This window comes from Caenimonas terrae (assembly GCF_042655405.1).
Lineage (GTDB): Bacteria > Pseudomonadota > Gammaproteobacteria > Burkholderiales > Burkholderiaceae_C > Ramlibacter > Ramlibacter terrae_A.
Map to the genome: position 1 here is coordinate 574688 of NZ_JBHSMF010000009.1, position 25873 is coordinate 600560.

A 25873-nucleotide genomic window follows, 5' to 3' on the forward strand; every position below is an offset into this window, starting at 1 on the left:
TGATCCTCCTGGCGATTCAAGTGATCTCGATGCGGCGCGGCTTGGCCGACTCGCGCCGCGACAGGGTGACGCGCAGCACGCCGTCCTGGTAGCTGGCGTCCACCTTGGCCGGGTCGATGTCGTCCGGCAGGCTCAGCACCCGCCGGAAGGCGCCGGTGAAGCGCTCCTGCGCGTAGATGCCGGTCCGCTCGCTCGGTTCGGGCAGCGTGCTGAGCCGTTCGCCCGAAATGGTGAGCAGGCCGTGATCGATGGTCAGCTGGATGGCGGTCGGGTCGAGCCCCGGCGCCAGCGCCATCACCTCGACGGTGTCCGGCGTGCTGCCGACGTTGATGGCGGGAAAGTTGGCGCCGGCCAGCGCCCGGATGCTCGTTCCGGGGCTGAAGAACGCCTGGTCGAACTGGTTCTGCAGCCGGCTCAATTGCTCAAACAGGTCCGCAGAAGGTCTGAACAAACCATTCATGTCAGTCTCCTTTGCCATGGTTGAAGAAAATTGGCGAACCGCAAGTAGCGGCGGCCCGCGCCATTTCAAGAGGGCATGATCGAGAAAATTCCGGAACCGCCGCCATGACCCCATCCGAGCTGCCCTTGTCCTTCCTGCACCGCCCGGCCGCGGCCGGCACCGAGCCGAGCTGGCTGCTGGTGCTCATGCACGGCGTGGGGAGCAACGAGCAGGACCTGTTCGCTCTTGCCCCACAGGTGCCGCCGCAGTACCACGTGCTCAGCCTGCGCGGGCCGTTCGCGCTGGGCCCCGGCGCCTACGCCTGGTTCACCTTCGGCGTCGGCGCCGGCGGCGGCCGCGTGATCGATGCGGCGCAGGAGGCGGCCAGCCGGCCGCTGGTGGCGCAGGCGGTGCTGGCGGCGGCGGCCCGGCTTGGCGTGCCGGCGGAGCGGGTGGTGGTGGGCGGCTTCAGCCAGGGCGGGATCATGTCGCTGTCGCTGCTGCTGACCCGGCCGGAGCTGCTGCACGCGGCGATGGTGATGCACAGCAGGCTGCTGCCGGAGGTGCTGCCGCTGGTGGCGCCCGCGCAGCAGCTGCACGGCCGCGAGCTGTGGGTGAGCCATGGCACGCAGGACGGGGTGATCCCGCTGGCCAGCGCGCACCACGTCCGGGACGCCGTCGCGGCCTGGCCGATCGCGCTGACCTACAAGGAGTACCCCGGCGGCCACGAGCTGCGGCCGGCCGAACTGCGCGACGCCATGGGCTGGCTGCAGGGACTGACCGAGGAGGGCTGAGGTGCGGCACGTCCGCTCCGGGCGCGCGTGTGCACGGCAGTCATTCCAACCTGAGCCCGGCCATCCATACGGTTGAATGCAGGGAAAAGCCGATCAGGGAAGGCAAGCGGCTCCTCCTGCCGATCGACGGTCTTGGTTTTCGGCAGCGATGGGTCCCGGCTCGAGGCCGGGATGACAGGCAGTGCCTCACTCGTAGGCCGACATCGGCACGCAGCTGCAGAACAGGTTGCGGTCGCCGTAGACGTTGTCCACCCGGCCGACCGGCGGCCAGTACTTGGCGTGGCGGCGTTCGTCCAGGACGGCGGCGCCGGTCTCGCGCGGATAGGCATGCGGCCACTCGCCCTTGAGCAGCGCGGCGGCCGTGTGCGGGGCGTGCTTGAGCGGGTTGTCGTCCTGCGGCCACTCGCCTTGCTCGATGCGCCGGATCTCCTGGCGGATCGCGATCATCGCCTCGATGAAGCGGTCGATCTCCTCGAGCGTCTCGCTCTCGGTCGGCTCCACCATCAGCGTGCCCGGCACCGGGAAGCTCAGCGTCGGGGCGTGGAAGCCGTAATCGATCAGCCGCTTGGCGACGTCCTCGGCCGTCACGCCGCTCGTGTCCTTGAGCGGGCGCAGGTCCAGGATGCATTCGTGGGCGACGTGGCCGTTGGCGCTGGCGTACAGCGTCGGGTAGTGGTCGCGCAGGCGCGCGCTGATGTAGTTGGCCGACAGGATGGCCGTTTCGGTGGCCAGCTTCAGGCCCTCCGCGCCCATCATCCGGCAGTACATCCAGCTGATCGGCAGCACCGCGGCGTTGCCCAGCGGCGCGGCCGACACGGCGCCGACCTTGCCCGGCACCCCGCCCGCATGGTGGCCGGGCAGGAAGGGCACCAGGTCTTCCACCACGCAGACCGGTCCCACGCCCGGGCCGCCGCCGCCGTGCGGAATGCAGAAGGTCTTGTGCAGGTTCAGGTGGCTGACGTCGCCGCCGAACTCGCCGGGCGCGGCCACGCCGACCAGCGCGTTCATGTTGGCCCCGTCCACATAGACCCGGCCGCCGTGCTGGTGCACCAGCGCGCACAGCTCCTTGACCTGCATCTCGAACACGCCGTGGGTGCTGGGATAAGTGATCATCACGCAGGCCAGCTTGTCCGCGTGCTGCTCGCACTTGGCCTGCAGGTCCGCCAGGTCCACGTTGCCGCTGTCGTCGCAGGCCGTCACCACCACCTGCATGCCCGCCATCTGGGCGCTGGCCGGGTTGGTGCCGTGCGCCGACGAGGGGATCAGGCAGATGTTGCGGTGGCCTTCGCCCTTGCTTTCATGGAAGGCCCGGATCGCCAGCAGGCCGGCGTACTCGCCCTGCGATCCCGCGTTGGGCTGCAGGCTGATGCCGGCGTAGCCGGTCGCCTCGCACAGCCAGGCGCGCAGCTGCTGGTCCAGTTCCGCATAGCCCTCCAGCTGGTCGGACGGCGCGAAGGGATGGACGTGGGCGAATTCCGGCCAGGTGATGGGGATCATCTCGCTGGTGGCGTTGAGCTTCATGGTGCAGCTGCCCAGCGGGATCATGCTGCGGTCCAGCGCCAGGTCCTTGTCGGACAGCGCCCGGATGTAGCGCAGCATGCCGGTCTCGCTGTGGTGCGTGTTGAACACCGGATGGGTGAGGAACGCGCTGGTGCGGCGCAGCTGGGGCGGGATCATCGGCTCGATTCCCTTGTCGAAGGCCCCGAAGTCCGGCACGGCCTGGCCGTCGCCGGCGAACACCTTCCACAGCAGCGCGACGTCGTCGCGGGTGGTGGTCTCGTCCAGCGAGATGCAGATGTATTCCTTGAAGTAGACGCGCACGTTGGCATGCAGCGCCCGCGCCCGCCCGACGATCGATTCGGTGATGTCCTTCGTGTGCAGGCTGAGCGTGTCGAAGGCGCCGCCGGGACGCGGCTCGTGGCCCAGCTGCTCCAGCCCCTTGGCCAGGATCGCGGTGAAGCTGGCCACCCGCTGCGCGATGCGCTTCAGGCCCTGCGGCCCGTGGTAGACCGCGTACATGCTGGCGATCACCGCCGGCAGCACCTGCGCCGTGCAGATGTTGGAGGTCGCCTTCTCGCGCCGGATGTGCTGCTCGCGCGTCTGCAGCGCCAGCCGGTAGGCCGGATTGCCGTGCGTGTCCACGCTGACCCCGACCAGCCGGCCCGGCAGGTTGCGCTTGAACTCGTCGCGGCAGGCCATGTAGGCGGCGTGCGGGCCGCCGGCGCCCATCGGCATGCCGAAGCGCTGCGTGGTGCCCACCACGATGTCGGCGCCGAACTCCCCGGGCGGCACCAGCAAAGTGAGCGCGAGCAGGTCGGCGGCGACGACGAAGGCCGCCTGCCTGGCATGCACGGCCACCACGTCGGCGCGCAGGTCGTCGATCCGGCCGCTGGTGGCCGGGTATTGCGCCAGCACGGCGAAGTAGTCGCCTTCCAGCGCCCTGGCCCATTCGTCGGCGGAGTTGGCCATCAGCACCTTGATGCCCAGCGGCTCGGCGCGGGTGTGGATGACCTCGATGGTCTGCGGATGGCAGTCGCCCGCCACCACGAACACGTTGCTCCTGCTCTTGACGCTGCGCCTGGCCAGCGTCATGGCCTCGGCCGCCGCGGTGGCTTCGTCCAGCATCGAGGCGTTGGCGATCGGCATGGCCGTCAGGTCGCAGACCATGGTCTGGAAGTTCACCAGCGCTTCCATCCGTCCCTGCGAGATCTCGGCCTGGTAGGGCGTGTACGCGGTGTACCAGGCCGGGTTCTCCAGGACATTGCGCAGGATGACGCCCGGCGTGTGGGTGCCGTGGTAGCCCTGGCCGAGGAAGCTCTTGAACACCTTGTTCTTCGCCGCCATTGCCTTGAGTTCGCGCAGCGCCTCGGCCTCGCCGGCCGGCGGCGGCAGCTGCATCGGGGCGGCGCGGGCGATCGAGCGCGGCACGATGCTGTCGATCAGCGCACGCCTGGAGGCCTCGCCGATCACCGACAGCATGTGCTGCTCGCCGGCCTCGTCGATGCCGATGTGGCGGGCGATGAATTCGGCGTGGTTCTCGAGCTCGCCGAGCGGGCGAGCGGATTGCATCAGCATGGGCATGTCTTTCAAGGCCGTTCGCCCTGAGCTTGTGGAAGGGGCCGCGAGGGCTTCGACAGGCTCAGCCCGGACGGAGTTAGGCTTCTTTGGTCAGCTTGTCGTAGTCCGGCTTGTCCATCAGCAGGTCGAACTCGGCCATGTCCTTGATCAGGATCTTGAAGAACCAGCCGTTGCCCATCGGGTCGCTGTTGGCCAGCGAGGGATCGGCGCGCAGGTCTTCGTTCACCTCGGTGACCTCGCCGGCGATCGGCATGTAGATGTCGGCGGCGGCCTTGACCGACTCCACCACGCCGGCCACTTCGCCCTTTGCATAGCTGCGGCCGACCTCGGGCAGGTCGACGAACACCACGTCGCCCAGCGCGTCCTGCGCGTGCAGCGTGATGCCGACGACGGCGGCCTCGTGGTCTTCGAGCTGGATCCATTCGTGGTCGGACGTGTACTTGACGGTCATGGGTTTCTCCTGGTTGGGGGCTGCGGTCAGCCGCGGTGGTAGCGGGTGGGAACGAATGGCATGGTGCTCACTTCCATGGCGACGGGCTTGCCGCGCACCATGGCATTGAGGCGGGTGCCGATGGCGGCGTGCTGCGGGTCCACGTAAGCCATCGCCACCGGCTTGTCGATCGTCGGGCCGAGCAGGCCACTGGTCACTACGCCGACCTTGCGGCCGCCGGCATCCTGCAGCTCGGTGTGCTCGCGCACCGGGATGCGCTCCAGCGCCACCAGGCCGACCCGCTTGCGCTGCAGCGCAGCGGGATCCTGCAGCTGGGCCAGCACCTTGTCGGCGCCGGGAAAGCCGCCGGCGCGCTCGCCGCCGGTGCGCCGCACTTTCTGGATCGCCCAGTTCAGCGCCGCTTCCACCGGCGTGGTCGTGGTGTCGATGTCGTTGCCGTACAGGCACAGGCCGGCTTCCAGCCGCAGCGAGTTGCGCGCGCCCAGGCCGACCGGCTTCACCTCGGGCTGGGCCAGCAGGGCGCGCGCCAGCGCCTGCGCCTGGGAATCATGCACCGAGATCTCGAAGCCGTCCTCGCCGGTGTAGCCGCTGCGCGTGATGTACAGATTGCCGCCGTTCCACTGGAAGGCGCCGCCGGTCATGAACACCAGCTTCTCCACGCCCGGCACCAGCCGCGACAGCGCATCCACGGCTTTCGGGCCTTGCAGCGCCAGCAGGCCGCGCTCGGGCATGGGGATCACCTGGCAACGCTGGCCGATCCTGTCCTGGATGTGCGCGATGTCGCCCGCCTTGCAGGCGCCGTTGACGATGACGAACAGGTCGCTGCCGCGGTTGACCATCATCAGGTCGTCGATGATGGTGCCCTCGTCGGTGAGCAGCAGGCCGTAGCGCTGCTTGTCGACGCCCAGGCCCGCCACGTCCACCGGCACCAGGGTTTCGAAGGCGCGGGCGGCGTCGGGCCCGACCAGCCGCAGCTGGCCCATGTGGGAAACGTCGAACAAGCCGGCGGCGTCGCGCGTGTGCCGGTGTTCGGCCATCAGGCCGGCGGGATATTGCACCGGCATCGAATAGCCGGCGAAGGGGACCATGCGGGCGCCGAGCTCCACATGCAGTGCATGCAGCGGCGTCTTCAGCAGGTCGGACTCAGCGGTGGGGCTCAAGCGGATTCTCCAGGGGCAGCCGGCAAGCATGGACGATGCCATGGTGTGCCCCTGCTGTCCGCTCTACCTGAGAGATTCGCCCCGCGGCGGGGTTTGCTCCTTCGGTGGGCCCGCTCGCACGGCCGGGCCTCTCTCCAGCAGGGAAACGCCCCGCGACCGGGGCGCCTCGTCAGTCCTTGGTGCCTGAGCGTTCGGAATCGTCCTGCGCCTTCGGCGGCTCCCCTGCGGGAGCTCTCTCCTGACGCTTTTATTGTAGCGCGGAGGAAAGAGAAACAGCCGGACGCAGAAGACGCAGAAGCAACGCAGAAGACCCAGAAAGAAACCTTGACGGACTCTTCTCAGACTCTCTTGCGGGTTCTGCGTTTATTTCTGGGTCTTCTGCGTCCCTGTCCCCGCATTCATTTCTTGGAGTACACCAGGTCCCGCAACCCGAGCGAGAGCTGGGGCACGTAGGTGACGATCATCAGGCAGCCCAGGATCACCAGCACGAAGGGGATCAGGTCCTTGATGATGCGGTCCAGCGAGATCCGCGCCACGGTGCAGGCGGCGAACAGGTTGACGCCGAAGGGCGGCGTGATCATGCCCAGCGCGAGGTTCACCACCATGATCAGTCCGAAATGCACCGGGTCGATGCCGAAGTGCACCGCCACCGGCGCCAGGATCGGCGCCAGCACGATGATGGCGGCGCTGGTCTCGATGAACATGCCGATGATGAACAGCGCCGCGTTCACGCCCAGCAGGAACATGCCCGGGCTCTTGAGCACCTCCTGCAGCCAGTGGCCGATGGCGTCCGGCACGCCGGCGCGCGTGATCAGGAAGGCGAACAGCCCGGCGTTGGCGATGATGAACATGATCACCGCCGAGGAGATCACCGACTTGCGCAGGATCAGCGCCAGGTTCTTGAGGTTGATCTCGCGGTAGATCACCACCCCGACCACCAGCGCATAGAACACCGCGACCGCCGACGCCTCGGTCGGCGTGAACACGCCGCCGTAGATGCCGCCCAGGATGATCACGGGCATCAGCAGCGCCCAGCCGGCCTGCAGCGTCGCCGGGATGAACTTGAGCCGGCCGTCGCCGTCGTTCTTGCCCCAGCCCTTGTACTTGCACCAGGCCCAGACGAACAGCATCAGCGCGCCGCCGATCAGCAGGCCGGGGCCGAAGCCGGCGATGAACAGCTCGCCGATCGACACCTCGGCGCTGACGCCGTACAGGATCATCGGGATCGACGGCGGGATGATCACGCCCAGCTCCGCGCTGGTGGCCTGCAGCGCCGCCGCGTAGCTGGTGGGGTAGCCGTGCTTGATCAGCGCCGGGATCAGGATGGCGCCGATGGCGAAGGTGGTCGCCACCGAGGAGCCCGACACCGCCGCGAAGATCATGCAGGTCAGCACGCAGGTCATCGGCAGGCCGCCCTGCACGCCGCCGACGATGCTCTTGGCGAATTCGACCAGCCGGCGCGAGATGCCGCCGGTTTCCATCAGGTTGCCGGCCAGGATGAAGAAGGGAATGGCCGCCAGCGGAAACTTGTTGATGGCGTTGAACATCTCCTTGACGGAGATCAGCATGTTGGCGTGGGAAGCCTGGATGCCCAGCACCGAGGCCAGCCCGATCGACACCGCCACCGAGATGGTGAGCGCGAAGCACAGCACCATCGTCGAAATCATCACAGCGGTCATTGCGCCGTCTCCAGTTCCATCCGCTTCGGATCGATCAGGTTGCCGATGATGCCGACGATGCAGAACAGCGCGCCGACCGGCAGCGCCAGGTAGCCCCAGAACATCGAGATCGATTCCAGGCCGGCCATCGACTGCACCCGGCCGCGCTGGGCGTAGTCCCAGCCCCACCACAGGATGACGGTGATCAGGGCCAGCGCGGCGAAAGCCACCACCCAGTCCAGCACCCGCCGCACGCGCGGCGGGCTCCAGCGGTACAGCACGTCGACGCTGACCATGGCGCCCTGGCGGAACGCCGCCGGGATGCCCAGGAACACCATCCAGATCAGCGACAGCCGGATCAGGATCTCGCTCCACTCGGCCGGCTGCTCCAGCACGAAGCGGGTGATGATCTGGAACAGGCCCAGGCTGCTGGCGATCACCAGCATCAGGCAGGCGCCCAGCATGGCGGCCCCGCTGGTCCAGCGCTCGAAACGCAGGAAGGCGTCTTTCATGGAATTCCTCGTTCTATCGACGGAAAAGCCCGCTGGTGCGGGCTCCGGATCTCCGCGCGGCTGCGCGGAGAAAGTATGCATCCCCGCGCCCGTGGCGGGGCCCGCAGGTCACTTGTAGTTGCGGATGCGGTCGATGTTGGCCTTGCCGAATTCCTTCTCGAACTGCGCGTTCACCGGCGCCAGCGCCGCGACGAACTTCGCCTTGTCCAGGTTGTCGATCACGGTCATGCCCTTGGCGCGCAGGTCCGCCACGCCGCGGGCGTCATCCTCGTCGACGCGGGCGCGGTTGGCCTTGGCGCCTTCCTTGGCGGCATCCAGGAAGGCCTGCTTGTCGGCGCCGCTGAGCTTGTCGAAGGCGGCCTTGTTCATCAGGAAGATGCAGGGCGAGTAGACGTGGCCGGTGAGGGACAGGTGCTTCTGCACCTGGTCGAACTTGGCCGAGATGATCACCGACAGCGGGTTCTCCTGGCCGTCCACGGTGCCCTGCTGCAGGGCGGTGAACACTTCCGGGAACGCCATCGGCGTGGTGATGATGCCGAAGCCCTTGTAGGCGGCGATGTGGACCGGGTTCTCCATGGTGCGCATCTTCAGGCCCCGCAGGTCTTCCGGCACGCGCACGTCGCGCTTGCTGTTGGTCATGTGGCGGAAGCCGTTCTCGGCCCAGGCCAGCGCCTTGAAGCCCTTGGCGTCGAACTTGGTCAGCATCTCCTGGCCGATCGGGCCGTCCAGCACGGCGCGGGCGTGGGCCTTGTCGCGGAACAGGAAGGGCACGTCCAGGATCTTGGTCTCGGGCACGAAGTTGGGCACCGGCCCGGTGGAGGAGAAGGTCAGCTCCTGCGTGCCCAGCTGCACCGCCTCGATCGATTCGCGCTCGCCGCCCAGGGCGCCGTTGTAGAAGGTCTCGACCTTGTAGCGGCCGTTGGTGCGCTTGGCGACTTCGCGGGCGAAGGTGTCGATCGCCACGCCCTGGTGCGAATTCTGGGCCGTGGAGATGCTGATCTTCATCACGTTCTGGGCCAGGGAGGCGGAGCACATGACCAGGCCCAACGACAGGGCTGCGAACAAACGGGTTACTTTCACGAAATCTCCTGGAGGAATTGAAACTGCAAAGGCGCAACTATGCATGAGCCGCGCACCCGTGCGCCACGGGATTTCTACCGACGAACGAGAGAACAGGGCGGCGGGTCACATGCCCACGTAGGTGGGGCCGCCGCCGCCTTCGGGCGCGACCCAGACGATGTTCTGGGTCGGGTCCTTGATGTCGCAGGTCTTGCAGTGCACGCAGTTCTGAGCGTTGATCTGCAGCCGGTCGGTGTTGTCCTCGTTCTTGACGAATTCGTAGACCCCGGCCGGGCAATAGCGCGCTTCGGGACCGGCGTACTTGGCCAGGTTGATGTTCACCGGCACCGAAGGGTCCTTCAGCGTCAGGTGGGGCGGCTGGTTCTCCGCGTGGTTGGCGTTGGAGATGAACACCGAGCTGAGGCGGTCGAAGGTGAGCTTGCCGTCCGGCTTCGGGTAGGCGATCGGCTTGCACTCGGCTGCGGGCTTGAGGTACACGTGGTCCGGCTTGGCCCGGTGGATGGTCCAGGGCATGCGGCCGCCCAGCACGAACTGCTCGATGCCGGTCATCACGGTGGCGACCGTGCGGCCCTTCTTGAACCACTGCTTGAAGTTGCGCGACTTGTTCAGTTCGGCGCGCAGCCAGGATTTCTCGAACAGCTCCGGGTAGGCGCCCAGTTCGTCGTGCTGGCGGCCGCTGGTGACGGCTTCGTAGGCCGCCTGCGCTGCCAGCATGCCGGTCTTGATCGCCGCATGGATGCCCTTGATCCGCGACGCATTGAGGTAGCCGGCCTCGCAGCCCACCAGCGCGCCGCCGGGGAACACGGTCTTGGGCAGCGCGAGCAGGCCGCCGACGGTCAGCGAGCGGGCGCCGTAGGCGATGCGCTTGGCCGGCTTGCCGCTGCCCTCGAAATACCAGCGGATGTTGGGATGGGTCTTGAAGCGCTGGAATTCCTCGAAGGGGCTCAGGTACGGGTTCTTGTAGTCGAGGCCGACGACGTAGCCGATGGCGATCTGGTTGTTCTCCATGTGGTACATGAAGGAGCCGCCATACGTGTCGTTGTCCAGCGGCCAGCCGGCGCTGTGCAGCACCAGGCCGGGCGTGTGGCGCTCGGAGTCCACCTCCCACAGCTCCTTGATGCCGATGCTGTAGCTTTGCGGATCGCGGCCGTCGTCGAGCTTGAAGCGGCTGATCAGCTGGCGGCCCAGCTGGCCGCGCGAGCCCTCGGCGAAGATGGTGTACTTCGCATGCAGCTCCATTCCCAGCTGGAAGTTCTCGGTCGGCTCGCCGTCCTTGCCGATGCCCATGTTGCCGGTGGCGACGCCCTTGACCGAACCGTTCTCGTTGTAAAGGACTTCGGCCGCCGGAAAGCCCGGGAAGATCTCCACGCCCAGCGCCTCGGCCTGCTGCGCCAGCCAGCGCACCACGTTGCCCAGGCTGACGATGTAGTAGCCCTCGTTCTGGAAGCACTGCGGGAGCATGACATTGGGCGTTCGGCTGGCCCCGGTCTCGGTGGTGAAGAGGAAGACGTCCTCGGTCACCGGCTGGTTCAGCGGCGCGCCCATCGCCTTCCAGTTGGGGAACAGCTCGTACAGGGACCGCGGGTCCATCACGGCGCCGGACAGGATGTGGGCGCCGGGCTCGGAACCCTTCTCCAGCACCACGACCGAGATCTCCTTGCCGTGTTCGGCCGCCAGCTGCTTCAGGTGGATCGCGGTGGACAGTCCGGCCGGCCCGCCGCCGACCACCACCACGTCGTACTCCATCGCCTCGCGCGGCCCGAACTGGGCCAGGATTTGTTCTTGGTTCATGGGGCTCTCGCTGATAATGACCCGAACATTTTACGAGCCGATCCCGGCAGGAGAGTCCCGTGTCTTACAGCATCGATCTTTCGGGCCGCGTCGCCTTCATCACCGGCGCCTCGGGCGGGCTCGGAACGCAGTTCGCGCGCACGCTGTCGCGCGCCGGCGCCGCCGTCGTGCTGGCCAGCCGGCGGGTGGAGAAGCTCAAGGACCTGCGCGCGCAGATCGAGGCCGAAGGCGGCGACGCCCATGTGCTGGCGCTGGACGTCAACGACCTGGACAGCGTGCGGGCCGCGGTCGCCCACGCCGAGACCGAGGTCGGCGCGATCGACATCCTGGTGAACAACTCCGGCGTGAGCACCACGCAGCGGATCCAGGACGTGGCCGAGGAGGATTTCGACTACGTCTTCGACACCAATGTCAAAGGCGCGTTCTTCGTGGCGCAGGAGGTGGGCAAGCGCATGCTGGCGCGCGCGCGCGGCGCGGCGCCGGGCACCTACATCGGCGGACGCATCATCAACATCGCCTCGATGGCCGGCCTGAAGGTGCTGCCGCAGATCGGCGTCTATGCGATGAGCAAGGCGGCGGTGGTGCAGATGACCAAGGCGATGGCGCTGGAGTGGGGGCGCTTCGGCATCAACGTCAACGCCATCTGCCCGGGCTACATCGACACCGAGATCAACCACCACCACTGGCAGACCGAGCAGGGCGCCAAGCTGATCCAGATGCTGCCGCGCAAGCGCGTCGGCCAGCCGCAGGACCTGGATGCGCTGATCGTGCTGCTGGCCAGCAGCCAGAGCCATTTCATCAACGGCGCGGTGATCGCCGCCGACGACGGCTTCGGGGTGTGACGGTCGCTGCCGGATGATCCGCGGCATCGTCGCCGGCCTGGCGGCGGGCGGGCTCTGGGGGCTGGTGTTCGTCGCGCCGCGCATGGCGGCGGGCTTTTCGCCGGTGGACCTGACGGCCGGGCGCTTCCTGGCCTACGGGCTGGTGGCGCTGGCAGCGCTGCTGGCCGGTGCCGGGACGCGCCGGCTGCCGACCTTCCACCAGGCGTGTGCCGCCGCCGGCATGAGCCTGCCGGGATTCACCGGCTACTACCTGCTGCTGGTGCTGGCGATCCGGGATGCAGGCACGGAAGTGCCGGCCTTGGTCATCGGCACCATTCCGCTGTGGGTGATGCTGCTGGGCAAGCCCGGCGACTTGCGCTGGCGCGCGCTCGCGCCCGGCGTCGCACTCACGGCAACCGGGCTGGCGCTGATGATGGCGGCGCCCGCGTCGGGCCAGGCCGGCGCGCACTTCCTGCGCGGCGTCGCGCTGGCGATCGCCTCGCTGGCCTGCTGGACGGCCTTCGCGCTGCTGAATTCGGCGTGGCTCAAGCGCCATCCGCAAGTGAGCCTGACCGACTGGGCCAACTGGCTGGGCGTGGCGACCGGGCTCGGGGCGCTGGGGCTGTGGCTGGCCGCCGGTTCGGCGCCCGCCGCGCTGCTTGCGCAGCCGGGGCTGGGCCGGTTCGCGCTGCTGTGCGCAGCCACCGGCTTCGGCTCGGCCTGGCTGGCGACCATTCTCTGGAACATGGCCAGCCGCCGGCTGCCGGCCAGCCTGTGCGGCCAGCTGATCGTCAGCGAGACGCTGTTCGCCCTGCTTTATTCTTTCGCCTGGGACGGCCGCTGGCCGACCCAGGCACAAGCCGCCGCCTGCGTGCTGTTCACGCTCGGCATCCTCGCCTCAGTGAAAGCCCACCGATGAAATTCGAGATCCCGCAGGACAAGAAACTGGTATTCGAGATGCGCATCCCGATCCGCTGGGGCGACATGGATGCGATGAACCACGTCAACAACACCAGCTACTTCCGCTACCTGGAGATCGTGCGGATCGAGTGGATGCGTTCGATCGGTTGCCAGCCGGACCCGAAGGGCGAAGGGCCGGTGATCGTCAACGCCTTTTGCAACTTCTACCGGCAGCTCGAGTATCCGGGCGACGTGCTGATGAAGATGTACGTGAGCGACGTCGGCCGCAGCTCGTTCGAGAGCTGGGCCACGATGGAGCGCACCGACAACCCCGGCGTGGTGGATGCCGCGGGCGGAGCGACGACGGTGTGGGTGGACTTCCCGGCGCAGAAATCCAGGCCGCTGCCGGACTGGCTGCGCAAGATCGTGGAGTAGCCGGTGTCATGCCGGGCTTGACCCGGCATCCATTGGCAGCAAATTCAAAGACGGTCGGCTCGCCCGGCCGCATGCGTCACTTGGCCCGCGGCACCCGCCCCATCAGGTAGAACTCCGGGTTGGGCATCATGCTGGCGAAGCTGGCCATGCGGTTGGACAGGCCGAAGAAGGCGGTGATGGCGGCGATGTCCCAGGCGTCCTCGTCGGTGAAGCCGTGCGCGTACAGCGGGGCGAAGTCCTCGTCGCCGATCTCATCGGACTGCAGGCAGACCTTCATCGCGAAGTCCAGCATCGCCATCTGGCGCGGCGTGATGTCCGCCTTGCGGTAGTTCACCGCCACCTGGTCGGCCGCCAGCGGCTTCTTCTCGTAGATGCGCAGCAGCGCGCCGTGCGCCACCACGCAGTACAGGCACTTGTTGGCCGCGCTGGTGGCCGTGACGATCATCTCGCGGTCGCCCTTGCTGAGGCTGCCTTCCTCCCGCAGCATCAGCGCGTCGTGGTAGGCGAAGAAGGCGCGCCACTCGGCCGGCCGGCGCGCGAAGGCCAGGAACACGTTGGGAATGAAGCCGGCTTTCTCCTGCACTTCCAGCACCTTGGCGCGGATGTCCTCGGGCAGGTCCTTCAGTTCGGGGGCGGGGTAGCGTTGCGTGGCGTTCATGGCGGGTCTCCTTGGCGCTAGCGTAACGCCTGCCGGCGGCCGCGGGCTATGCTGGCGGCTTGTTTGTTCCAGGAGGCGACACCATGGATTCCCAGTACGACAAGGGGCTGGCGCTGCGGCGCAAGGCGATGGGCGACGAGTACGTCAGCAAGGCGCTGGCCGGCGCCACCGAATTCACCCGGCCGATCCAGGAGGCGATCACCCGCCGCGCCTGGGGCGAGACCTGGCAGCGCGACGGCCTGGACCTGCGCACCCGCAGCCTGGTGACGGTGGCGATGCTGATCGGGCAGGGCAACCAGCACGAACTCAAGGCCCATGTCCGCGGCGCGCTGAACAACGGCGCCACGGTCGCGGAGATCCAGGAAGTGCTGCTGCATTCAAGCACCTACCGCGGCTTCCCAGCGGCGGTCGACGCCTTCCGGGCCGCCGCCGAAGTGGTCGAGGCGCTGCCGCCGGCCCCCTAATGGTTTGACCCGATGGCGGGCCCGCCGCTGCCCGGACCACACTGCTTGCGCCCTTCAGGAAGCGAGTTGCATGGCCAGCGTCACCATCGAGGCAGTCAGGAAGAACTTCGGCGAAGTCCCGATCCTGCATGGGGTCGACATCGAGATCCCGGACGGTTCCTTCACCGTGCTGGTCGGCCCGTCGGGCTGCGGCAAGTCCACGCTGCTGCGGATGATCGCCGGCCTGGAGCAGATCAGCGCCGGCGAGGTGCGCATCGGCAACCGGCGCGTCAACGAACTGCAGCCCAAGGAGCGGGACATCGCGATGGTGTTCCAGAACTACGCGCTCTATCCGCACATGACGGTGCGCGAGAACATGGCCTTCGCCCTGCAGATGGCCAAGCAGGACAAGGCCACCATCGAGGCCAAGGTGGCGCGCGCCGCCGGCATCCTGGCGCTGGGCGAACTGCTGGACCGCTATCCGCGCCAGCTGTCGGGCGGCCAGCGCCAGCGGGTGGCGATGGGGCGTGCCATCGTGCGCGACCCGCAGGTGTTCCTGTTCGACGAACCGCTGTCGAACCTGGACGCCAAGCTGCGGGTGGCGATGCGCGCCGAGATCAAGGAGCTGCACCTGCGGCTGAAGACCACGTCCATCTACGTCACCCACGACCAGATCGAGGCGATGACCATGGGCGACCAGATCGTGGTGATGCGCGACGGCCGGATCGAGCAGACCGGCGACCCGCTGGAGCTGTACGACCATCCGGCCAACCAGTTCGTGGCCGGCTTCATCGGCTCGCCGGCGATGAATTTCCTGCCCGCCACCCTGCGGCGCGGCGGCGGCGCTGCGCAGGTGGAACTGCACGACGGCACCCGGCTCGATGCGCCGCCCCTGGCCGACGGCAGCGACGGCCAGCCGGTGATCTTCGGCACCCGGCCCGAGCACCTGACGCTCACCGACGGCGCCGGCATCCCGGCGCGCGTCGTGGTGATGGAGCCCACCGGCATGGACACCTTCGTGGCCTGCCGCCACGAGGGGGTGGAGCTGTCGGCGGTGTTCCGCGAGCGCCATGACTTCGCGCCCGGCAGCACCATCCACCTGCTGCCCGACCGCCAGCGCGCCCACCTGTTCGACGCCGAGACCGGCCGCCGGCTGGCGGCCTGACGGCGCGAATCGATTCCCCGCTGCCCTTTCCAACGTCAACACCAGATCAGACAAGGAGACAAGCCATGACCGATTTCAACCGCCGCAAGTTCATCGAGGGGTCCGCCAGCGTCGCCGCCGCGGCCACGCTGGGCACCGGCGCCGCCGTGTTCGCGCCGGCCGTGCATGCGCAGAACATCGCCTTCAAGCCGGAGAAGGGCGCCAAGCTGCGGGTGCTGCGCTGGAGCCGCTTCGTGCAGGGCGACATCGACGCGTACATGGTCAACGTCAAGAAGTTCACCGAGAAGACCGGCATCGAGGTGCGGGTGGACAACGAGGGCTGGGAAGACGTGCGGCCCAAGGCGGCGGTGGCGGCCAACACCGGCGCCGGCCCGGACATCATCCTGTCGACCAACGACGACGCCAACCTCTATCCCGACAAGCTGCTGGACGTGACCGACCTGGCCGAGTACCTGGGCAGGAAATACGGCGGCTGGTATCCCTCGGTGCAGGCCTACCTCAAGCCCGACGGCAAGAAGTGGATCGGCCTGGGCCTGGGCGCCGCCGGCTCGATGATGGTCTATCGCACCAGCATGCTCAAGGCCGCCGGCTTCGACAGCTTCCCGAAGGACACCGACGGCTTCCTGAAGATGCTGCAGGCGCTGCATGCCAAGGGCACGCCGGGCGGCTTCGCGCTGGGCAACGCCACCGGCGACGGCCTGTGGTGCAACTGGCTGATGTGGGCCTTCGGCGGCAAGCTGGTGGACCAGCACAACAAGGTGGTGATCGACAGCCCGGAAACGCTCAAGGCGCTGGAATACGGCAAGCAGCTCTATGCCACCTTCATCCCGGGCACGCTGTCGTGGCTGGACCCGAACAACAACAAGGCCTTCCTGGACAACCAGATCAGCGTCACCAACAACGGCATCTCGATCTACTACGCCGCCCGGACCTCGCCCGAGCCCAAGCTCAAGGAGATGGCGGCCGACATCAACCATGCGTCGTTCCCGGTCGGGCCGGTGGGCCAGCCGACCGAATCCCACCTGTTCTTCAACCAGATGGTCATGAAGTACACCAAGTACCCGCAGGCGGCCAAGGAGTTCCTGCGCTTCATGATGGAATGGGACCAGTTCGACCCCTGGCTGACCGGCGCCGGCGGCTACGTCGCGGCGCCGCTGGCCGCCTACGAGAAGAGCTCGATCTGGACGGTGGACCCGAAGAACACGCCGTACCGCGACGCCGTGAAGAACATGCGGCCGGCCGGCTATGCCGGCAAGCTGGGCTATGCCTCGGCGGGCGCCGGCGCCGACTTCATCGTGGTCAACATGGTGGCGGAGGCCATCAGCGGCTCCAAGCCGGTGAAGGAGGCGATGGAGCGGGCCCAGAAACGGGCCGAGCGTTACTACAAGGTTTGAGCGGACACCGAAGGTGCCGCTCAACTTGCCGCCTGATTCGACACGCACACGCGGCCTGGCGGCGCGTGGCGGTCAATCTGGCGGAAAGGGTGAGCGAAGGCTGACGGCGTCCGGTGGTCCCCATGCTCGATAAACTTCAAAACAGCCGCAACGCGCTCGGCTTCATCTTCATGCTGCCCGCGGCGGTGCTGCTGCTGCTGTTCCTGACCTATCCGCTCGGGCTGGGCGTCTGGCTGGGCTTCACCGACGCCAAGGTCGGCCGGCCCGGCCAGTGGATCGGGCTGGAGAACTACGTGTTCATCGCGCAGGACGCGGTGACGCAACTGGCCCTGTTCAACACGCTGTTCTACACCACGGTGGCCAGCGTGGTGAAGTTCTTCCTGGGCCTGTGGCTGGCGCTGCTGTTGAACAAGAACATCCGGTTCAAGACCTTCTTCCGGGCCGTGATCCTGCTGCCCTACATCGTGCCCACCGCGCTGTCGGCGATCGCCTTCTGGTGGCTGTACGACGCGCAGTTCTCCATCATCAGCTGGGCGCTGATGAAGATGGGGCTGATCGACCAGTACATCGACTTCCTGGGCATGCCCTGGAACGCGCGCTTCTCGGTGATCGCGGCCAACATCTGGCGCGGCGTGCCCTTCGTGGCCATCACGCTGCTGGCCGGCCTGCAGACCATCTCGCCGTCGTACTACGAGGCGTCCGCCATCGACGGCGCCTCGCCCTGGCAGCAGTTCCGCCACGTGACGCTGCCGCTGCTGACGCCCATCATCGCGGTGGTGATGACCTTCTCGGTGCTGTTCACCTTCACCGACTTCCAGTTGATCTACGTCATCACGCGCGGCGGGCCGCTGAACGCGACCCACCTGATGGCGACGCTGTCGTTCCAGCGCGCGATCTCCGGCGGCGCGCTGGGCGAAGGGGCGGCGATCTCGATCGCGATGGTGCCGTTCCTGCTGGCGGCCATCATGTTCAGCTACTTCGGCCTGCAGCGCCGCGCATGGCAACAAGGCGGGGCCGACAAATGAGCACCGACCCCACCACGCCCGCCGCCACTGCGGCGCAGGGCACCACCACGGACATGGGCGGCATGGGCTTCCTGGACACGCGTGCCCGCAAGCTCACCACCGTCTACCTGCCGCTGTGCATCTTCCTGTTCGTGCTGCTGTTCCCGTTCTACTGGATGGCGATCACCGCCTTCAAGCCGAACAACGAGCTGCTCTCGCGCGAGGGCAACCCGTTCTGGATCATTGCGCCGACGCTGGCGCACGTGAAGAAGCTGCTGTTCGAGACCTCCTATCCGCAGTGGATGTGGAACACGGTGCTGGTGTCGGTGGTCTCCACCGTCTTCTCGCTGGCCGCCTCGGTGTTCGCCGCCTATGCGATCGAGCGGCTGCGCTTCTCGGGCGCCAAGCACGTGGGGCTGGCGATCTTCCTGGCCTACCTGGTGCCGCCGTCGATCCTGTTCATCCCGCTGGCCTCGGTGGTGTTCCAGCTCGGGCTGTTCGACACCCGCCTGGCGCTGATCCTGACCTATCCGACCTTCCTGATCCCGTTCTGCACCTGGCTGCTGATGGGGTACTTCCGCTCGATCCCGTTCGAGCTGGAGGAGTGCGCGCTGATCGACGGTGCCACCCGCTGGCAGATCCTGGTGAAGATCGTGCTGCCGCTGTCGGTGCCCGGCCTGATCTCGGCCGGCATCTTCGCCTTCACGCTGTCGTGGAACGAGTTCATCTACGCACTGACCTTCGTCTCCTCCAGCGAGATCAAGACGATCCCGATCGGCGTGGTCACCGAACTGGTGGAAGGCGACGTCTACCACTGGGGCTCGCTGATGGCCGGCGCCCTGTTCGGCTCGCTGCCGGTGGCCTTCATCTACTCGTTCTTCGTCGAGTACTACGTCTCGGGGATGACGGGGTCGGTGAAGGAGTGAAGCGTCTGGATCCCGGCTCGAGGCCGGATGACATGCGCGGCATGTCAATTCCCCGCCATCAGCCGGTGCACCAGGTCGGCGGTGGTGCTGGCCTTGTACTTGCGCATCAGGCGGGCCCGGTAGATCTCCACCGTGCGGTGGCTGATCGCGAGCGTCTTGCCGATCTCCTTGGAGGTCATGCCATCGAGCAGGCGCGCGGCCACTTCGCGCTCGCGCGCCGTCAGTTCGGCCTTCACCGGCCGGCGTGAACTGAGGTCCTCGAAGCTCCAGATCCCCGATGCATGCGGCTGCTCGCGGTTCAGCGCACGGCCGGTGACGTGGCACCAGAACACTTCGCCGCTGGCCCGCTTCATGATGCGGTCGTCGGCGTAATGGCCCTTGGCATTGAGGATCGGCTCCATCCGGGCGCCGAGCCGCTCGTACTCGTCGGCGCTCGGGTAGAGCACCATGAACGACTGGCCGATCAACAGCTCGCGCGAGGCCCCGAACATCTCGCACAGCTGCTGGTTGCAGTCCACAATGGACCGGTTTCGCGACAGCACGAGACCCACTGGCGCGAGGTTGAACGCAAGCCGGTAGTCGACGTCCATCGGGCTAACCTTTACGAGGAACTACGTAACGACATAGGTAGTATCGTAGCGGCGATCGGGGCCCGCGCGAACCGGCCATTCATCTCATCAGGAGACACTCGTGAACAAGATTTTCCCCTCGGCGGAGGCGGCACTCCAGGGCGTCGTCAAGGACGGCCAGCTGATGGCCGTCGGCGGCTTCGGCCTGTGCGGCATTCCGGAGGCGCTGATCGAGGCGCTCAAGGCCAGCGGCACCAAGAACCTGACCGTCATTTCCAACAACGCCGGGGTCGACGATTTCGGCCTGGGCAAGCTGCTGCAGACCCGCCAGATCAAGCGGATGATCTCCAGCTACGTCGGCGAGAACAAGGAGTTCGAGCGCCAGTACCTGGCCGGCGAACTGGAACTGGAGTTCACGCCGCAGGGCACGCTGGCCGAGAAGCTGCGCGCCGGCGGCGCCGGCATCCCGGCCTTCTTCACCAGGACCGGCGTCGGCACCCTGGTGGCCGAGGGCAAGGAACTGCGCGAGTTCGACGGCGAGACCTACGTGATGGAGCGCTCGCTGGTGCCGGACGTGTCGCTGGTCAAGGCCGACGTGGCGGACCGCTCGGGCAACCTGCGCTTCAACCTGACGGCGCGCAACTTCAATCCCGCCGCCGCGATGGCCGGCAAGGTCTGCATCGTGGAAGTGGAGCGCATCGTGGCCACCGGCGAGATCGAGCCGGACGATGTCCACCTGCCGGGCATCTACGTGCACCGCATCGTGCTGAACGCCAACCCCGAGAAGCGCATCGAGAAGCGCACGCTTCGCGACCGTAAAGTCTGAGACCTTGGGGACAGATCTTCAGCTTTGTCCCAAACTGATTAGAGGAGCACGAACATGCCTTGGACCCAAGACCAGATGGCCGCCCGCGCGGCCCAGGAACTCGAAGACGGCTTCTACGTCAACCTCGGAATCGGCATCCCCACGCTGGTGGCGAACTTCGTGCCGGACCACGTGGAGGTCTGGCTGCAGAGCGAGAACGGCATGCTGGGCATCGGGCCGTTCCCCTATGAAGACGAGGTGGACGCCGACCTGATCAATGCCGGCAAGCAGACCGTCACCACCATCAAGGGCTCGGCGATCTTCGGCAGCCACGACAGCTTCGCCATGATCCGCGGCGGCAAGATCAACCTCTCGATCCTGGGCGCGATGCAGGTCAGCGAGAAGGGCGACCTGGCCAACTGGATGATCCCCGGCAAGATGGTCAAGGGCATGGGCGGCGCGATGGACCTGGTGGCCGGCGTGCCGCGCGTGATCGTGCTGATGGAGCACGTCGCCAGGAAGAAGGACGGCACCGAGGACATGAAGATCCTGCCGCAATGCACTCTGCCGCTGACCGGAGTCGGCGTGGTGGACCGCATCATCACCGACCTGGGCGTGATCGACGTGACGCCGCAGGGCCTGAAGATCGTGGAACTCGCCCCCGGCGTGACGCGCGAAGCCATGCAGGCCAAGACCGGCGTCAAGCTGGTGTGAGCCCGGCCGCGGTGCTGGACAGCCTGTGGGAGCGCGCCGGGCTGCCCGGCGCGGCGCTCGCCTTCGCCCGGCTCACCGGCAGCGAGCCGGTCTTTCCTTCCTCCTTTTGCGTCGGCACGGCGGCCCAGGCCACGATTGCCGCGGCTGCGCTCGCGGCCTGCGAGCTGGGCCACCAGCGCGGCGCGCCGCGCCAACGGGTCGGCGTGGCGATGGAGCACGCGGCGGTGGAATGCACCGGCTGGTTCGCCATCGACGGCCGCACGCCCGATCCCTGGGACAAGTTCTCCGGCCTGTACCGCAGCGCCGACGGCTGGGTCCGCATCCACGCCAATTTCGCCCACCACCGCGACGGCGCGCTGCGCCTCCTGGGGCTGAATCCGGCCACCGCAACGCGCGCGGACGCCGAGGCGGCGATGCTGCGCTGGAACGCGGTCGACTTCGAAAGCGCTGCCGCCGAGGCCGGCCTGGTCGCCACCGCGCTGCGCAGCTTCCAGCAATGGGACGCAACCCCGCAGGCGCTGGCGGTCGCCCAGCAACCGCTGTTTTCGATCGACCGCATCGGCGACGCGCCGCCGCTGGCGTTGCAGCCGCTCTCCCTAGAACAACGGCCGCTGGAAGGCGTGCGGGTGCTGGAGCTCACGCGGATCCTGGCCGGCCCGGTGGCCGGCCGCGCGCTGGCCTCGCACGGCTCCGACGTGATGCTGGTCAACTCGCCGCAGCTGCCCAACATCGCCGCGATCGCGGACACCAGCCGCGGCAAGCGCTCCACCCACATCGACCTGCATGAGGCGGCCGGCCGCTCCGCAATGGATCGCCTGGTGCAGGGCGCGCATGTCTTCGTGCAGGGCTACCGCCCCGGCGGGCTCGAGGCGCTGGGCTACGGCGCGCCGGCGCTGGCGCAGCGGCGCCCCGGCATCGTCTGCGTGTCGCTCAGCGCCTATGGCAACGCCGGCCCCTGGGCCGGACGACGCGGCTTCGATTCCCTGCTGCAGACCGCGATGGGCTTCAACCATGCCGAGGGCCAGGCGGCAGGCGACGGCAAGCCGCGCCCGATGCCGATGCAGATCCTGGATGAGGCGACGGGCTTCCTGATGGCGCTCGCCGCCTGCGCGGCGCTGTGGCGCCAGCAGCGCGAAGGCGGCAGCTGGCACGTGCAGCTGTCGCTGGCCCAGACGGCGCACTGGCTGCGCGGGCTGGGACGGGTGGAGGGCGGCCTGTCGGCGCGGCCAACGTCCCGCGCCCCGTACCTGGAAACCTCGGCGTCCGGCTTCGGCGAGCTCACCGCCATCCGTCCGAGCGCGCAACTGGAGCGAACGCCGGCGCGCTATTCAAGCCCATCAGTGCAGCCCGGACACTCACCGCCACACTGGTAACGCCCGGCTACAGGGTGGGGATACTGTCTGACAATCAGACAGACCATTGGACTGCCCGACGACAGTGCTTTGGCCTGCCTGCGCGCTGCGCCGGCGGTTTCATCATCGCTTCATACCAACACCCGGTCCCCGGGGAGGCTGATCATGAAACTCAAACTCGCTCTCTTTTGTGCCATCGGCCTGGCCTCGGTCAACGCCATGGCGTGCTACACGGTCTACGACCGGGACAACCACGTCGTCTACAACTCGCAGACGCCCCCGGTGGACATGAGCCGCCCGCTGCATGAAACGGTGCCGGTGCGCTTCCCCGGCGGATCGATGATCTTTGACGCCAGCACCGACTGCCCGAGCCAGGCCCCGGTCAAGGTGGCGCTGCCGCAGTCTCCCAGCCGGCCGTCGCCGCTGCTGACCGACCGCCGCACTGCCGCCGCGATGCACGCGCCGCACACGATCCTGCCGTCCGGCGTGGCCCTGATCAGCCAGCCGACGCCGGTGATGGTGGCCGGACTGAGCAGCTATTCCAGCGCCTCGCCGGCGCCGGTGGCCGCGCCGGCCGTGCTGGCGCAGCGCAGGGCGCGTGCCGGCGACACCGTCATCACCGAACTGCACAACCCGCCGCTGACGGTGGTGCAGCAGGGCGGGATGGTGGTCAGCGAACTGCGTTAATTGGCCGGCGCCGGCGGCTGCAGGCCCAGCGCCGCGGCCAGCATGGCGGTCGGCAGTGCGCCTTCCTTGACCACCAGCTCGCCGGTGACGGCGTGCTTGGCCACGATGGTCGGCACGCCCTGGAACTGGAAGCGGTTCATCAGCTTGGTGTTGGCATCCACCGCCGCCTTCTGCGCCGCCAGGTCGCCGGTGGCGGTGATGCCGCCGGTCTTGGCGGCCATCGAGGCCTCGTGCGCATCCATCGCGGCGGCCGGATCGGCTGCCGCCAGGATCGCGGCGCCCTGCGGCCCGCTGCTCGGGTTCAACAGGCCGACCGGAATCCAGACGAACTTGGCCTGCGACTTCAGCGGCTTGGCTTGCTGCCACAGTTCGGCGCAATGCGGGCACTGCGGGTCGAAGAACACATAGACGGTGCGCACGCTGATCGCGGAGCCGACGGTGAAGCCCTTGGCCTCGCTGGCGATGGCGGCGATCGAGACGGTGGGCACCGGCGCGGCCGCCGAAGCGGCGGCGGCCGGGGTATCGGCAGCGTCCTTGCAGCCGGCGAGGGCGAGCAGGCTGGCGAGCAGGGCACAGGTGAGCAGGTTTCTTTTCTTCATGGGTCGCTTTTGCTGGTGGGTGATCTGAATTTTGCGCTGACGAAGCGCGAACCCGCCAGGCCGAAGCGCCAGGGCAGGTCCATCGCCTTCGAGATGCCGATGCGCGGTCCGGTGACGACGTCGACATCCCTTGGTGCCGCCAACACCCGCAAGGGTTCCCGGTCCAGCCGGTGGCCGTTGAGGTCGTGGGTGATGCCCAGCGCCTGCCCGAGCTTGCCCGGGCCCGAGCAGAGCAGCCGCAGATCGTCGAGCCCGCGGCGAACCTGCATGCGCTCGATGCCCTGCGTCGGCTCGAGCGCGCGGATCAGCACTCCGGCACCGTGGCCCTCCTCGCGGCAGACGAAGTTCAGGCACCAGTGGATCCCGTACGAGCGGTACACATAGGCGCGTCCGGGCGGGCCGAACATCGCCTGGTTGCGCGGCGTGGGCCCGGAAAAGCTGTGCGAGGCCGGGTCCGCCATGTCGTAGGCCTCGGTCTCGACGATGACGCCGCCGACGCCGTCCACCAGCAGCGTGGCCCCGATCAGGGCCTGCGCCACGCCGTGCGAGTCGCCGGCGAAGTCCTGCGCGCGCAGCTGCCGGGCGGCCATCAGTCGTCCACCTGCTCGCCCAGGAAGCCGCCGCTCTGGTGCGCCCACAGCCGCGCGTAGAGCCCGCCCCGGGCCAGCAGGGCGCGGTGGTCGCCTTCCTCGACGACGCGGCCGTCGTCCATCACGATCAGCCGGTCCATCGCCGCGATGGTGGACAGGCGGTGCGCGATCGCGATCACCGTCTTGCCCTGCATCAGCGTGTTCAGGCTGGCCTGGATCGCCGCCTCCACTTCCGAGTCCAGCGCGCTGGTGGCTTCGTCCAGCAGCAGGATCGGCGCGTCCTTGAGCATCACCCGCGCGATCGCGATGCGCTGGCGCTGGCCGCCCGAGAGCTTGACGCCGCGCTCGCCCACGTGGGCGTCGTAGCCGCGCCGGCCGTGCAGGTCGCCCAGGTCGGCGATGAAGCCGTCGGCCTCGGCCCGGCGCGCCGCCTGCTCGATCTCCTGCTGGCTGGCGCCGGGCCGGCCGTAGGCGATGTTGTCGCGCACCGAGCGGTGCAGCAGCGAGGTGTCCTGCGTCACCATGCCGATGTGGCGGCGCAGGCTGTCCTGCGTCACCTGCGCGATGTCCTGGCCGTCGATCAGGATCCGGCCGCTGTCCAGGTCGTAGAAGCGCAGCAGCAGGTTCACCAGCGTCGACTTGCCGGCGCCGGAGCGGCCGATCAGGCCGATCTTCTCGCCCGGCTTGACCGTCACCGAGAAGTCGTCGATCACCTTGCGGTCGCCGCCGTAGCCGAAGTCGGCGTGCTCGAAGCGCACCTCGCCGCGCGTCACCTGCAGCTGGCCGGCGCCGGGCCGGTCCACCACCTGGCGCGGCCGGGTCAGCGTGCTGATGCCGTCCTGGACGGTGCCGATGTTCTCGAACAGCGAGGTCATCTCCCACATGATCCAGTGCGACATGCCGCTGATGCGCAGCGCCATCGCGGTGACCGCCGCGACCGCGCCGATGCCGATCTCGCCGCGGGTCCACAGCAGCAGCGACAGCCCGCAGGCCGCCAGGATCAGCAGCACCACCATCGCGTGGTTGACGATCTCGAAGCTGCTCACCAGCCGCATCTGGCGGTAGCCGGTGGTCTTGAATTCCTGCATCGCGTCGCGGGCGAAGCCGGCTTCGCGCTGGGTGTGGGAGAACAGCTTGACGGTGGAGATGTTGGTGTAGGCGTCGGTGATGCGGCCGGTCATCAGCGAGCGGGCGTCGGCCTGCATCTTGCCGACCCGGCCCAGCCGCGGCACGAAATAGAAGATGCCGCCCAGGTACAGCACGAACCAGCCGATGAAGGGCAGCATCAGCCGGGCGTCGAAGGAGCCGGCCAGCGCCAGGATGGTGATGAAGTAGACGCCGATGCCGATGATCACCTCGGTGGTGGTGAAGATCATCTCGCGCACCGCCAGCGCGGTCTGCATCACCTTGGTGGTGATCCGGCCGGCGAACTCGTCGGAGTAGAAGGCCAGGCTCTGGCCCAGCATCAGCCGGTGGAAGTTCCAGCGCAGCCGCAGCGGGAAGTTGATCGCCAGCGTCTGGTGCTTGAGGATGGTCTGCATCGCCACCAGCGCGATGCTGGCCACCAGCACGCCGGGCAGCACCGTCAGCATGTGGCCCTGCTCGGTCCACAGGCGCTGCGGCGGCACCTGGCCCAGCCAGTCGACGATGCGGCCCAGCAGGCCGAACAGGAAGGCTTCGTAGGCCGAGATGGCCGCGCTCAGCAGCGCCAGGCCGGCGATGTAGCCGCGCAGGCCCTGGGTGCAGGCGCAGATGAATGCGAAGAAGCCCTTGGGCGGGAGCAGCGGTTCGGCTTCGGGATAGGGATGCAGCAGGCGTTCGAAGGCGCGGAACAAACGGGGACTCCGG

At 67.9% G+C, this 25873-nt stretch carries 26 protein-coding genes and 2 riboswitches; of the genes, 13 read left to right on the forward strand and 13 right to left on the reverse strand.

Annotated features, from left to right (window positions below):
- Window positions 1-16 precede the first annotated feature (16 nt).
- Window positions 17-460: an Hsp20/alpha crystallin family protein gene (locus ACFPOE_RS16610; RefSeq protein ID WP_376851323.1), complete on the reverse strand. Its 444-nt coding sequence runs from the start codon at window positions 458-460 to the stop codon at window positions 17-19.
- Between the two features lie 104 nt (window positions 461-564).
- Here ACFPOE_RS16610 and ACFPOE_RS16615 point away from each other — a divergent pair, with 104 nt between their 5' ends.
- Window positions 565-1233 (forward strand): alpha/beta hydrolase, encoded by a 669-nt coding sequence (locus tag ACFPOE_RS16615; protein WP_376851324.1) that lies wholly within the window; start codon window positions 565-567, stop codon window positions 1231-1233.
- A gap of 186 nt (window positions 1234-1419) precedes the next feature.
- Here the strand turns inward: ACFPOE_RS16615 and gcvP are convergent, their stop codons facing one another.
- From gcvP to ACFPOE_RS16650, 7 genes are all read right to left on the reverse strand, one after another.
- A complete protein-coding gene (gene gcvP, locus ACFPOE_RS16620) occupies window positions 1420-4308 on the reverse strand; it encodes an aminomethyl-transferring glycine dehydrogenase (protein WP_376851326.1) in 2889 nt (962 codons plus the stop codon).
- A gap of 79 nt (window positions 4309-4387) precedes the next feature.
- On the reverse strand, window positions 4388-4762 hold the full coding sequence (gcvH, locus tag ACFPOE_RS16625) for a glycine cleavage system protein GcvH (protein ID WP_376851328.1): 375 nt from the start codon (window positions 4760-4762) through the stop codon (window positions 4388-4390).
- 26 nt (window positions 4763-4788) lie between these two features.
- On the reverse strand, window positions 4789-5922 hold the full coding sequence (gcvT, locus tag ACFPOE_RS16630; RefSeq protein WP_465251312.1) for a glycine cleavage system aminomethyltransferase GcvT: 1134 nt from the start codon (window positions 5920-5922) through the stop codon (window positions 4789-4791).
- Window positions 5923-5966: 44 nt separating this feature from the next.
- A riboswitch (glycine riboswitch) is annotated at window positions 5967-6070 on the reverse strand.
- Window positions 6071-6082: 12 nt separating this feature from the next.
- Window positions 6083-6173, reverse strand: a riboswitch (glycine riboswitch).
- A 147-nt stretch (window positions 6174-6320) separates the two neighbouring features.
- Window positions 6321-7601 carry a TRAP transporter large permease gene (locus ACFPOE_RS16635; protein ID WP_376851329.1) on the reverse strand — a complete coding sequence of 427 codons (1281 nt, stop codon included), beginning with the start codon at window positions 7599-7601 and terminating at the stop codon, window positions 6321-6323.
- Window positions 7598-8092 (reverse strand): TRAP transporter small permease, encoded by a 495-nt coding sequence (locus ACFPOE_RS16640; protein ID WP_376851330.1) that lies wholly within the window; start codon window positions 8090-8092, stop codon window positions 7598-7600. The genes ACFPOE_RS16635 and ACFPOE_RS16640 overlap by 4 nt, the downstream gene beginning before the upstream one ends.
- A gap of 108 nt (window positions 8093-8200) precedes the next feature.
- Window positions 8201-9127, reverse strand: coding sequence for a TRAP transporter substrate-binding protein (locus ACFPOE_RS16645; RefSeq protein ID WP_376851916.1), 927 nt, complete (start codon window positions 9125-9127; stop codon window positions 8201-8203).
- A 150-nt stretch (window positions 9128-9277) separates the two neighbouring features.
- Complete coding sequence (locus ACFPOE_RS16650; protein WP_376851332.1) at window positions 9278-10963, reverse strand: electron transfer flavoprotein-ubiquinone oxidoreductase; 1686 nt, start codon at window positions 10961-10963, stop codon at window positions 9278-9280.
- A 59-nt stretch (window positions 10964-11022) separates the two neighbouring features.
- On the opposite strand from ACFPOE_RS16650, the gene ACFPOE_RS16655 reads away from it, so the two are divergent.
- Genes ACFPOE_RS16655 through ACFPOE_RS16665 form a run of 3 tightly spaced genes read left to right on the forward strand, consistent with a single transcriptional unit; the run spans window position 11023 to window position 13119 of the window.
- The gene (locus tag ACFPOE_RS16655) at window positions 11023-11805 is read left to right on the forward strand and encodes an SDR family oxidoreductase (RefSeq protein WP_376851333.1); all 783 of its coding nucleotides are present in this window, start codon (window positions 11023-11025) and stop codon (window positions 11803-11805) included.
- Between the two features lie 13 nt (window positions 11806-11818).
- Window positions 11819-12703: a DMT family transporter gene (locus tag ACFPOE_RS16660; RefSeq protein WP_376851335.1), complete on the forward strand. Its 885-nt coding sequence runs from the start codon at window positions 11819-11821 to the stop codon at window positions 12701-12703.
- Window positions 12700-13119 carry an acyl-CoA thioesterase gene (locus ACFPOE_RS16665; RefSeq protein WP_376851337.1) on the forward strand — a complete coding sequence of 140 codons (420 nt, stop codon included), beginning with the start codon at window positions 12700-12702 and terminating at the stop codon, window positions 13117-13119. The genes ACFPOE_RS16660 and ACFPOE_RS16665 overlap by 4 nt, the downstream gene beginning before the upstream one ends.
- A gap of 76 nt (window positions 13120-13195) precedes the next feature.
- Here ACFPOE_RS16665 and ACFPOE_RS16670 read toward each other — a convergent pair whose 3' ends face one another.
- Window positions 13196-13777 (reverse strand): peroxidase-related enzyme, encoded by a 582-nt coding sequence (locus ACFPOE_RS16670; protein WP_376851338.1) that lies wholly within the window; start codon window positions 13775-13777, stop codon window positions 13196-13198.
- Window positions 13778-13860: 83 nt separating this feature from the next.
- Between ACFPOE_RS16670 and ACFPOE_RS16675 the strand changes: the two genes are divergently transcribed.
- The 5 genes from ACFPOE_RS16675 to ACFPOE_RS16695 all read left to right on the forward strand — a co-directional run bounded on the left by ACFPOE_RS16675 (window position 13861) and on the right by ACFPOE_RS16695 (window position 18709).
- The gene (locus tag ACFPOE_RS16675; protein ID WP_376851340.1) at window positions 13861-14241 is read left to right on the forward strand and encodes a carboxymuconolactone decarboxylase family protein; all 381 of its coding nucleotides are present in this window, start codon (window positions 13861-13863) and stop codon (window positions 14239-14241) included.
- A gap of 70 nt (window positions 14242-14311) precedes the next feature.
- Window positions 14312-15385 carry an ABC transporter ATP-binding protein gene (locus ACFPOE_RS16680; RefSeq protein WP_376851342.1) on the forward strand — a complete coding sequence of 358 codons (1074 nt, stop codon included), beginning with the start codon at window positions 14312-14314 and terminating at the stop codon, window positions 15383-15385.
- 65 nt (window positions 15386-15450) lie between these two features.
- Complete coding sequence (locus ACFPOE_RS16685; protein WP_376851343.1) at window positions 15451-16779, forward strand: ABC transporter substrate-binding protein; 1329 nt, start codon at window positions 15451-15453, stop codon at window positions 16777-16779.
- A gap of 122 nt (window positions 16780-16901) precedes the next feature.
- Entirely contained in the window at window positions 16902-17804 is a 903-nt protein-coding gene (locus ACFPOE_RS16690; RefSeq protein ID WP_376851345.1) for a carbohydrate ABC transporter permease, read from the forward strand.
- A 53-nt stretch (window positions 17805-17857) separates the two neighbouring features.
- Window positions 17858-18709: a carbohydrate ABC transporter permease gene (locus ACFPOE_RS16695; RefSeq protein WP_376851917.1), complete on the forward strand. Its 852-nt coding sequence runs from the start codon at window positions 17858-17860 to the stop codon at window positions 18707-18709.
- Window positions 18710-18753: 44 nt separating this feature from the next.
- Here ACFPOE_RS16695 and ACFPOE_RS16700 read toward each other — a convergent pair whose 3' ends face one another.
- Entirely contained in the window at window positions 18754-19299 is a 546-nt protein-coding gene (locus ACFPOE_RS16700) for a LuxR C-terminal-related transcriptional regulator (protein WP_376851347.1), read from the reverse strand.
- 100 nt (window positions 19300-19399) lie between these two features.
- Between ACFPOE_RS16700 and ACFPOE_RS16705 the strand changes: the two genes are divergently transcribed.
- The 4 genes from ACFPOE_RS16705 (at window position 19400) to ACFPOE_RS16720 (ending at window position 22836) form a co-directional block, all read left to right on the forward strand.
- Window positions 19400-20104, forward strand: coding sequence for a CoA transferase subunit A (locus ACFPOE_RS16705; protein ID WP_376851349.1), 705 nt, complete (start codon window positions 19400-19402; stop codon window positions 20102-20104).
- A 54-nt stretch (window positions 20105-20158) separates the two neighbouring features.
- Entirely contained in the window at window positions 20159-20797 is a 639-nt protein-coding gene (locus ACFPOE_RS16710; RefSeq protein ID WP_376851350.1) for a 3-oxoacid CoA-transferase subunit B, read from the forward strand.
- A complete protein-coding gene (locus ACFPOE_RS16715) occupies window positions 20794-22170 on the forward strand; it encodes a CoA transferase (RefSeq protein WP_376851352.1) in 1377 nt (458 codons plus the stop codon). The genes ACFPOE_RS16710 and ACFPOE_RS16715 overlap by 4 nt, the downstream gene beginning before the upstream one ends.
- Window positions 22171-22314: 144 nt before the next feature.
- On the forward strand, window positions 22315-22836 hold the full coding sequence (locus ACFPOE_RS16720) for a hypothetical protein (RefSeq protein WP_376851354.1): 522 nt from the start codon (window positions 22315-22317) through the stop codon (window positions 22834-22836).
- Here ACFPOE_RS16720 and ACFPOE_RS16725 read toward each other — a convergent pair.
- From ACFPOE_RS16725 to ACFPOE_RS16735, 3 genes are read right to left on the reverse strand one after another with little or no spacing between them, the layout of a single operon-like run.
- Complete coding sequence (locus tag ACFPOE_RS16725; protein WP_376851356.1) at window positions 22833-23435, reverse strand: thioredoxin fold domain-containing protein; 603 nt, start codon at window positions 23433-23435, stop codon at window positions 22833-22835. The genes ACFPOE_RS16720 and ACFPOE_RS16725 overlap by 4 nt on opposite strands.
- Window positions 23432-24025: a DNA-3-methyladenine glycosylase gene (locus tag ACFPOE_RS16730; RefSeq protein WP_376851358.1), complete on the reverse strand. Its 594-nt coding sequence runs from the start codon at window positions 24023-24025 to the stop codon at window positions 23432-23434. The genes ACFPOE_RS16725 and ACFPOE_RS16730 overlap by 4 nt, the downstream gene beginning before the upstream one ends.
- Window positions 24025-25860 (reverse strand): ABC transporter ATP-binding protein, encoded by a 1836-nt coding sequence (locus tag ACFPOE_RS16735; protein WP_376851360.1) that lies wholly within the window; start codon window positions 25858-25860, stop codon window positions 24025-24027. Before ACFPOE_RS16735 ends, ACFPOE_RS16730 begins: the two co-directional genes overlap by 1 nt.
- Window positions 25861-25873: the final 13 nt, after the last annotated feature.

What these genes read in the sequence shown, in the direction of transcription:
- ACFPOE_RS16650 (WP_376851332.1), bottom strand. Translation starts at nt 10,963, where the DNA reads ATGAACCAAGAACAAATCCTGGCCCAGTTCGGGCCGCGCGAGGCGATG.
- gcvH (WP_376851328.1), bottom strand. Translation starts at nt 4,762, where the DNA reads ATGACCGTCAAGTACACGTCCGACCACGAATGGATCCAGCTCGAAGAC.
- ACFPOE_RS16670 (WP_376851338.1), bottom strand. Translation starts at nt 13,777, where the DNA reads ATGAACGCCACGCAACGCTACCCCGCCCCCGAACTGAAGGACCTGCCC.
- ACFPOE_RS16720 (WP_376851354.1), top strand. Translation starts at nt 22,315, where the DNA reads ATGAAACTCAAACTCGCTCTCTTTTGTGCCATCGGCCTGGCCTCGGTC.
- ACFPOE_RS16635 (WP_376851329.1), bottom strand. Translation starts at nt 7,601, where the DNA reads ATGACCGCTGTGATGATTTCGACGATGGTGCTGTGCTTCGCGCTCACC.
- gcvP (WP_376851326.1), bottom strand. Translation starts at nt 4,308, where the DNA reads ATGCTGATGCAATCCGCTCGCCCGCTCGGCGAGCTCGAGAACCACGCC.
- ACFPOE_RS16665 (WP_376851337.1), top strand. Translation starts at nt 12,700, where the DNA reads ATGAAATTCGAGATCCCGCAGGACAAGAAACTGGTATTCGAGATGCGC.
- ACFPOE_RS16710 (WP_376851350.1), top strand. Translation starts at nt 20,159, where the DNA reads ATGCCTTGGACCCAAGACCAGATGGCCGCCCGCGCGGCCCAGGAACTC.
- ACFPOE_RS16610 (WP_376851323.1), bottom strand. Translation starts at nt 460, where the DNA reads ATGAATGGTTTGTTCAGACCTTCTGCGGACCTGTTTGAGCAATTGAGC.
- ACFPOE_RS16660 (WP_376851335.1), top strand. Translation starts at nt 11,819, where the DNA reads ATGATCCGCGGCATCGTCGCCGGCCTGGCGGCGGGCGGGCTCTGGGGG.
- ACFPOE_RS16725 (WP_376851356.1), bottom strand. Translation starts at nt 23,435, where the DNA reads ATGAAGAAAAGAAACCTGCTCACCTGTGCCCTGCTCGCCAGCCTGCTC.
- ACFPOE_RS16685 (WP_376851343.1), top strand. Translation starts at nt 15,451, where the DNA reads ATGACCGATTTCAACCGCCGCAAGTTCATCGAGGGGTCCGCCAGCGTC.
- ACFPOE_RS16690 (WP_376851345.1), top strand. Translation starts at nt 16,902, where the DNA reads ATGCTCGATAAACTTCAAAACAGCCGCAACGCGCTCGGCTTCATCTTC.
- ACFPOE_RS16615 (WP_376851324.1), top strand. Translation starts at nt 565, where the DNA reads ATGACCCCATCCGAGCTGCCCTTGTCCTTCCTGCACCGCCCGGCCGCG.
- ACFPOE_RS16675 (WP_376851340.1), top strand. Translation starts at nt 13,861, where the DNA reads ATGGATTCCCAGTACGACAAGGGGCTGGCGCTGCGGCGCAAGGCGATG.
- ACFPOE_RS16730 (WP_376851358.1), bottom strand. Translation starts at nt 24,025, where the DNA reads ATGGCCGCCCGGCAGCTGCGCGCGCAGGACTTCGCCGGCGACTCGCAC.
- ACFPOE_RS16640 (WP_376851330.1), bottom strand. Translation starts at nt 8,092, where the DNA reads ATGAAAGACGCCTTCCTGCGTTTCGAGCGCTGGACCAGCGGGGCCGCC.
- ACFPOE_RS16700 (WP_376851347.1), bottom strand. Translation starts at nt 19,299, where the DNA reads ATGGACGTCGACTACCGGCTTGCGTTCAACCTCGCGCCAGTGGGTCTC.
- ACFPOE_RS16645 (WP_376851916.1), bottom strand. Translation starts at nt 9,127, where the DNA reads ATGTGCTCCGCCTCCCTGGCCCAGAACGTGATGAAGATCAGCATCTCC.
- ACFPOE_RS16695 (WP_376851917.1), top strand. Translation starts at nt 17,858, where the DNA reads ATGGGCGGCATGGGCTTCCTGGACACGCGTGCCCGCAAGCTCACCACC.
- ACFPOE_RS16680 (WP_376851342.1), top strand. Translation starts at nt 14,312, where the DNA reads ATGGCCAGCGTCACCATCGAGGCAGTCAGGAAGAACTTCGGCGAAGTC.